Here is a 7,594-nt window from a genome sequence, read left to right on the forward strand (position 1 = left end):
CTCGGTAATCGACGATGTAGCACGTGCAAGTGTCAGTGGAGAAGGTCCTACAATTTACCTGAAACATCCGCATACCGCGAAGCATTTCCGTCGTTCTCTCTACTTACCGCCTTCCTTCATTGACAGGCGAACGATCAGTGAAGGAAAGCCGAGCGAGACGCTGTTGGAAAGGCTGGGTAAGAGAGTGGACGAGATCCTTTCATCCGATCCAACCCCAACGATTCCTGCTGCCCTGGTGAAGAAGTTACGCGCATTTAAGTTCAAGTAATGGAGAACGGCCAGGGCAAGAGGGGGTAGTTCCAGAGGCAGAGAAAGCACATGGGCGACAGGTGTATGCGGCCATAAGTAAGCCGCGCCCATTCGCCCGTGGAGAACGCGCCCTCGAGAAAATCGACTACGCCCCTGAAGGGCGGTTTTACCGGTTCGCTTTCTCAGTGAATGCCGGCCGAGGTTTGCGACCTCGGCCGGCAGATCAAGGATTGAACCCAGGATTTTATCCGACCTTCTCCGGACGCTTGGGGACATCGTAGAGGATGTCGTCGAGCGGATGGCGGTACAGCGGCTCGCCGAGCCTCTTTTGATCGAAATAGTGTCCCATCAGCCCGATCGAGCGGCCGAGAACGAACAGAGCGTTGAATAGCCCCGCCTTGATCATCTCGTCGATCTCAGCGTCGGAGAAGTTGAGTTCCTTCAGCAGATCGACGAGGAGGACCCCGATGCACCCGTCCACGTTCAGGATCAGGTTGTTCTTCTTCTTGGTCGTCACCTGCTCGACGGCGAGCGCGTAGTCGAGGAGTTCGGTCTTCTTGAAGTGGGTCTTGGCGTAGTTCTTCATGATCTCGACCCGCGCGTCCGGGTTCTCCAGGGAATGCAACCGGTGCCCGATCCCCTGGATACGCACGTTCTTCTTCTTCATCGCGTCTACGAACTCGCGCGGGGAAAGGTTGTTGCGCAGCCCGTACAGGAAGTGCTCCGCCGCTCCGTTCACCGCGCCGCCGAACCGGGGTCCGATGGTCAGAAGCCCGCTCACGAGCGACGAGATCAGATCCTTCCCCGCTCGGGCGGCGACGATCGTGTTGTGCGCCCCGGACACGGCCGGACCGTGGTCGGCGATGATCTGGATCACCATCTCCAGGAACTCGCGCGCGTGCGGCGGGATGTCCTTCTTGAACCACAGTAGCCCAATCACCCCACCGATCCCGTACTTCTTCTCGATCACCTCGTCGATCGGCACCCCGGCGTAGTTGTGCACCTCGCCGCGCTCGTCGCAGATCGTGGACACAAAGTGGGTCGGCCGGCGCACGCGCCCCTCGGCGACCGCCTGCTTGTAGTCCATCGGGATCTGCGGTGGCTCGAAGTCCTTTGCCGGGATGATGACCCCTTCCCGCACGAGCCGCTCGTAGGTCTCGCGGATGCGCAGGTGGTAGTCGTCGAACGAATTGGGCACGATCACCCCCGCCTCGCGCAGCGCTTGGTTCTTGGCGTCGGCCGTTTCCTTGGCCGAGTCCGCTCTTGCCCCGGCGTGGCCGAACTGCACCTGCCCGGGCAGGACCTTGGCACACGTGCCGGTCACCCACATGACGAGCGGTTTCTTGATCCGGCCGGATTTCACCGCGTCAGCGATCTCGTACTCCGCCGTTCCGCCGAGCTCGCCCAGGCAGACGAGGAGCTTGATATCCGGGTTCGCCTCGTAGCGCAGCAGGTGATCGAGCAGGGTCGAGCCGGGATAGGCGTCCCCACCGATTGCGATTCCCTCGTTCAGGCCGTCGGTGTTGCGGGCGATGATGTTGTACGCCTCGTTCGACAGCCCGCCGGAGACCGAAACAAACCCGACCGATCCCGGCCGGTAGAGCTTGGCCATCTTGATGTTCTCCATCGTCCCGGCGGCGTTTCCGATCTTGAACGCGCCTGCCTTCACTCCGCCGACGGTCGCTGGGCCGATGATCCATTTGCCAAGCTGCTTCGCCGTGGCGGCCATGATCCGTGCCTGGCGCTCCGGCACTCCCTCAGCGATCACCGCGATCGTGCGGATCGTGTCGGTGGCGAGCGCCTCCATCGTCACGTCGAACGCCGAGCGCTGCGAGGCGAAGTTGACCAGCACATCGGCCTCCGGGAATCGCTCCACCGCCTGTTTGATCGAGCGCAGGCGTGGGATCCGGATCTCCTTCGTACCCCAGAACACCTTCTGGAATCCGCCGCGCTCCGGGGTGATCATCGCGACCACGCTCGGGGAGTCCTTGCGGCACATGTAGTCGAAGTCGAGCATCCGCTGCAGCGCCGCCGTCTGTGCCCCGTAGATGAACGCCTTCGTGTCGCGGGTGAAAAGTTCGTAGTCCTTCATTTCTTCTCCTCCTCCAGCGCCAGGGAGACGATCCGCGTCATGTGTGTCTCCGGCCCGTACACCTCAATCGGAACCCCAATCTCCTCGCCGAGCTTCCGCATCTTCTCCAGACCTTCTTTGTAGTTCGGTCCGCCGCGGCGCACGTAGATCCGCACCTTGTTCTCGATCAGTTTGTCGCGGTATTCCCTGAGCGCCTTGATGATCCCGGTGAACGTCTTGGCCACGTCGGTGAAGTTGGCGATTCCCCCGCCGATCAGCAGGTACTTCGGTCGCCCCTGTGGATCGGGCTTGCGGGTCATCAGGTCGAGGATCGTCTTCGCGTATTCGTAGGTGAGTTCAGTGGATGGATTCCCCGAGTATTCACCGTAGTTGGCGAGCTCGTGCCCGAACCCGAGGTCGACCACCGTGTCGGCGTAGATCACGCTCGCCCCGCCGCCGGCGACCATCAGCCACACCCGGCCGTCCGGGTTGAGGATCGTCAGCTTGAGCGATGCCCCGGTCTTCTCGTCGAGGGAGGCGATGTACTCCTCCTCAGGGGTGGCCAGGCTTCCGAATGGCTTGGGAAACTCGATTTTGCCCCACTTCTCCGCGCACTGGAATGCGGCGGTGTCGTCGAGCTTGGCCACCGTGTCGAGCGGGACCGGATTACCGTCGACGAAGGTGAGAGGATTGAACTCAAGATAAGTGAAGTAGTAGTCGCAGTAGATGCGGTAGATCGCGTTGATGAACGCCCCGAGCGTCTCCCGGTTCGGGATATCGGGGAGTCGGTCGGTGACGTCGACCTTGCTTGGATCGGCGATGACCGGGACCTCGATCTCGATCACCGAGTCCCATACCTCCTCGATATCCACCCCGCCCTTGGTGGAGAAGTGGATGACGTCCGCCTCGCGGGCCGAGGTGATCGCGAGGTAGTACTCGTCCTCATGCGGGACGAACGGCTCGATCAGGAAATGGGTAAGCACCCCGGTCGTCTCGCCGGTCGTCTGAACGATCGTCACTTCCTTTCCCATCCTCTCCTTGATCCACGCCTTGACCTGCTCATAGTCGGCATCGACGAGGAGGAGGTTGTTCTTGCCGCGTTTGCCGAACAGCTGGTCCGGCTTGGCCACGAGCCGCGTCTCGGTGAGCCAGGAGGCGTCCTGGGGCAGGGCCTCGAGATCGGTCTCCGGAGTCACGAGAACGCGGCGGGGATCGAGCCGGAACCGCCCATCGGAATACTGGGGAAGCGCCTCGCCGATGATGCGCTTGGCGTCGTATTCGCGTATCCCTTTCTGTGCCATTTTTGACTCCTTTTACAGGTTGTTGATGATCTCTTCTCCGAACCCGGAGCAGGAGACCTTGGTTGCGCCCTCCATCTGGCGGGCGAGGTCGTAGGTGACGCGGCCGGAGGCGATCGCCTTCTCGATCCCGGAGACGATCATCTCCGCCGCCTCGGTCCAGCCCATGTAGCGGAGCATCTCCACCGCGGACAGGATCAGACTGGAGGGGTTGACCTCGTCCTTGCCCGCGTGCTTGGGGGCGGTCCCGTGCGTCGCCTCGAACAGGGCGCAGCCGGTCTGGTAGTTGATGTTCGCTCCGGGCGCCACTCCGAGCCCGCCGACCTGGGCGGCGGCAGCGTCGGACATGTAGTCGCCGTTTAAGTTCATCGTCGCCACCACCGAGTACTCGCGCGGACGCAGGAGCATCTGCTGGAAGAACTGATCGGCGATGCGGTCGTTCAACAGGATCTTGTCCTCCGGGAGCTCCCCGTTGTATTTGTCGTAGAGTTCCGTCTCCGTGATCACCTGGGGATACTCCGCGCCGACCTCGTACCCCCAGTCGCGGAACGCCCCCTCGGTGAACTTCATGATGTTCCCCTTGTGGACGAGGGTGACCACGCGGCGATTGTTCTTGACCGCGTAATCGATCGCTGCGCGCACCAGGCGCTTGGAGCCCTCCTCAGAGATCGGCTTGATCCCGATCCCGCAGTTCTTGCGGAACCGGATCCGATCCCCCACCTTCATCTCGGTCGACAGCCAATCGATGACCTTCTCCGCCTCCGGAGTGCCTGCCTTCCACTCGATCCCGGCGTAGACGTCCTCGGTGTTCTCGCGGAAGAAGACGATGTCCAGGTCCTGCGGGCGCTTCACCGGCGCAGGCGTCCCGATGTAGCGGACCGGTCGCACGCACGCGTACAGATCGAGGATCTTGCGCAGGGCCACGTTCAGGCTGCGGATCCCCCCGCCCACCGGCGTGGTGAGCGGTCCCTTGATCGCCACCAGGTACTTCCTGATCGCATCGATCGTCTCTTGAGGCAGGTACAACTTCTGTCGGTCATCGGGCGGGATCGCCGCGATCTCCTCCGGCGAGAGATCGGGATGGTTCGTCGCCACCGCCTCGTCTCCCGCCAACACCTTCATCCACGCGATGCGCCGCTTGCCTCCGTACGCCTTCTCCACCGCTGCGTCGACCACCTTGAGCATCACTGGGGTGATGTCCTGCCCGATCCCGTCGCCCCGGATGTACGGGATGATCGGTCGGTCCGGCACGTTGAGCCTACCCGCGGTGATCGTGATCGGAGAACCCTCTGGTTGTTCGGCCATCTGTCAGCCTCCTCCTTGTATTGAAAGTTTGTTTTAAATCTCCTGCGCCTGTACTGCTTCGCTGATCTTTCGCGCCACTTCGACGACAACTCGCACTATCTGCTCCTTGTTCCGCCCCTGCAGTCGCTGTTTTGGGGCAGCGACGCTGATCCCGGCGATGATCCCCCCGCTGCGATCCAGGATCGGAGCCCCGATCCCGTACGTCCCTTCCGTCACCTCCCCGTCGCTCTCGGCATATCCCTGCGCCCGGATCCGAGCCAGCTCTTCCCGCATTTGCTTCGGATCGGTGATCGTCGTGGCGGTGAACCGGGGGAGCCCCTGGGTGCGGATGATCCGTGCTTGCTCCTGCGAGGGGAGGTAGGCGAGGAGGATCTTGCCCGACGCGCCGGCGTGGAGGGGAAAGATCTCTCCCCGGTCGTGCGAAACGCGCAACGTATGCGTGCCCTCGACCTTTTCCAGGCATACCCCCCGATCGTTTCGCAACGCGGAGAGGATCACCGTTTCACCATAATCCCGTTGCAGTTCCTCCATGAACGGAAGCGCGATCTCCTGCACGCTGGAGCGCGCCACTCCGCGGGCAAGGACCAGGAGCCCTTCCCCAAGGCGGTAGATGCCGGGGTGGCTATCCTCAGCGATGAGTCGGTGTTTCTTCAGGGCGGTTAGGTAGCGATAAACGGTGCTCTTCGGGATTCCAAGGCGGGCGGAGATGTCATCGACGCTCAACCGTGGCGCCGCTTCTGTGAACAAGTTCAGTATCTGCACGCACTTTTCAAGCGTGCTCAGCGTACTCATCCTCTCCGCCTGTTTCTCATATTGTGAGAATCAATTCTCACGATGTGGATAGGATAGCATGGATCGGCGAGGCGGTCAAGTCGCGCTTGAACTAAAGCGGGATTTTCACTACCGTCTTGGCCAGAGAGCGCACCTCTGATCACGGGAAGGAGAACCGGTGACGATCACGAAGGATTTGATGTATCACAAATTTCGTGCGTACGGATTTTTGAAGAACCTGAGGTTCTTCGATCCGTTCATCATCCTGTTCTTCCGCGAGATGGGACTATCCTACCTGGAGATCGGGGCACTGTTTTCGGTGCGGGAGATCGCGACAAACGTCCTCGAGATCCCGACCGGAGTGGTCGCCGACGCCTACGGGAGGCGCAAGTCGATGCTCGCCGCCTTCGGGGCTTACCTCGTCTCGTTCGCCATCTTCTACTTATTTCCCAGCTTCTCCGTATACGTCCTGGCGATGGTTCTATTCGCGTTCGGGGAGGCATTCCGCTCCGGGACCCACAAGGCGATGATCCTCGAGTACCTGCGGCTGAAAGGGATGGAGGAACAGCGCGTCGAGTACTACGGCCACACCCGCGCCGCATCCCAGTTCGGTTCGGCAGTGGGAGCGCTGATCGCCGCTGGGTTGGTATTTCACTCCGGAAGCTACCGGATCGTGTTCCTCGCCTCGATCGTCCCGTATCTCCTCGAGCTGATCCTGATGGCCTCCTACCCCAAAGCACTCGACGGGGAGTTGGTCCCGGTGGAGGGAGGGTGGTGGCAGCGGCTCCTGCGACGAATCGCGGCAACGGGACGGGAATCGATCCGAATGCTGCACCGCGGGGAGCTGCTGCGCGGGCTGATCAGCGGAGCGGGGTTCGACGCGATGTTTAAGGCGACCAAGGATTACCTGCAGCCGATCCTGCAGTCCCAGGCAATCGCTCTTCCGATACTGATCTCCCTCGCCGTGGAGAAGCGAACAGCGCTCATCGTCGGGGGACTCTATTTCTTCATCTACCTCGGAACGAGCTACGCCGCCGCCCACGCCGGAGCGCTGGAACGGAGAGTACGCTCCCTCCCGCGGGCGGCGAACGGACTCTATCTCATGGGGACAGGGCTACTCCTCGGGGCCGGATTGTCCACCTGGGGTGGGGTACGGTGGGTTGCGATCGGAGCTTATCTCGGCCTCTACATCCTCCAGAACCTGCGCCGCCCGATCCTCGTCGGGTACCTATCCGCCTTGATCCCGTCGCGAACGATGGCCACCGGGCTCTCCGTCGAATCGCAGTTGCGCACCCTGCTCACTGCCGCACTCGCTCCCCTTGTCGGGTTCCTCGCCGATCGAATCGGGGTCGGGTTAGGGATCGGGGCGATCGGGTTCCTCGGCCTCCTCTTCGCTCCGGTGTTGTTGCTCGGCCCACAGCGTTACCATAGGGGATGAAACCGAACGCGTATCCCGGGGTAGATTAGAATGAACATATAGCGAGAAAGGAGGAAGGACTTGAAGCGTTGGATACCCGTCGTAGCCGCTTTTGTCCTCTTGTTTTCCGTCTTCATTGCGACAGCACAACCCGACCTTGTCGTCACCGCGATCGATCTCACCCCGCCTTCCCCGGTCGCCGGGGACGAGGTGACGATCACCGCCACGGTGGAGAACGTGGGAACAGATCCAGCCGGGAGGCAGTTCTCCGTCCGGATCTTGATCGATGACTTTCCCGTCACCACCCCATCCATACCACGGCTCGGGCCGGGGGAGGCCCGCACGGTATCCGCTACCTGGACCGCTGAGGTCGGTATGCATACGATAACCGTGGTGGCGGACCAGCCGTTCGATCGGATTCAGGAAGGGAACGAACGGAACAACACCCTCGTTGCCACTGTATCCGTTCCGGTGAGCCCGGAC

At 61.7% G+C, this 7,594-nt stretch carries 7 protein-coding genes; 3 read left to right on the plus strand and 4 right to left on the minus strand.

Translation table 11 applies throughout. The features are described from left to right. A partial coding sequence (locus J7J55_05900; protein MCD6142233.1) for a hypothetical protein occupies positions 1 to 268 on the plus strand: 268 nt, incomplete at its 5' end. A 225-nt stretch (positions 269 to 493) separates the two neighbouring features. On the opposite strand, the gene J7J55_05905 is transcribed toward J7J55_05900, so the two are convergent. From J7J55_05905 to J7J55_05920, 4 genes are read right to left on the minus strand one after another with little or no spacing between them, the layout of a single operon-like run. Next, positions 494 to 2,341: an ATP citrate synthase gene (locus J7J55_05905; GenBank protein MCD6142234.1), complete on the minus strand. Its 1,848-nt coding sequence runs from the start codon at positions 2,339 to 2,341 to the stop codon at positions 494 to 496. Continuing rightward, positions 2,338 to 3,621 (minus strand): ATPase, encoded by a 1,284-nt coding sequence (locus tag J7J55_05910; protein MCD6142235.1) that lies wholly within the window; start codon positions 3,619 to 3,621, stop codon positions 2,338 to 2,340. The genes J7J55_05905 and J7J55_05910 overlap by 4 nt, the downstream gene beginning before the upstream one ends. Positions 3,622 to 3,633: 12 nt before the next feature. Continuing rightward, positions 3,634 to 4,923 carry an isocitrate dehydrogenase (NADP(+)) gene (gene icd / locus J7J55_05915; GenBank protein ID MCD6142236.1) on the minus strand — a complete coding sequence of 430 codons (1,290 nt, stop codon included), beginning with the start codon at positions 4,921 to 4,923 and terminating at the stop codon, positions 3,634 to 3,636. A 33-nt stretch (positions 4,924 to 4,956) separates the two neighbouring features. Continuing rightward, entirely contained in the window at positions 4,957 to 5,715 is a 759-nt protein-coding gene (locus J7J55_05920) for an IclR family transcriptional regulator (protein ID MCD6142237.1), read from the minus strand. A 178-nt stretch (positions 5,716 to 5,893) separates the two neighbouring features. On the opposite strand from J7J55_05920, the gene J7J55_05925 reads away from it, so the two are divergent. Both J7J55_05925 and J7J55_05930 read left to right on the plus strand, forming a co-directional pair. After that, positions 5,894 to 7,132 carry an MFS transporter gene (locus J7J55_05925; GenBank protein ID MCD6142238.1) on the plus strand — a complete coding sequence of 413 codons (1,239 nt, stop codon included), beginning with the start codon at positions 5,894 to 5,896 and terminating at the stop codon, positions 7,130 to 7,132. 60 nt (positions 7,133 to 7,192) lie between these two features. Beyond that, positions 7,193 to 7,594: hypothetical protein (locus tag J7J55_05930; protein ID MCD6142239.1), on the plus strand; the 402-nt coding region annotated here is incomplete at its 3' end.

It is taken from the genome of Candidatus Bipolaricaulota bacterium, from assembly GCA_021159055.1.
In the GTDB taxonomy this organism is placed as follows: domain Bacteria; phylum Bipolaricaulota; class Bipolaricaulia; order UBA7950; family UBA9294; genus S016-54.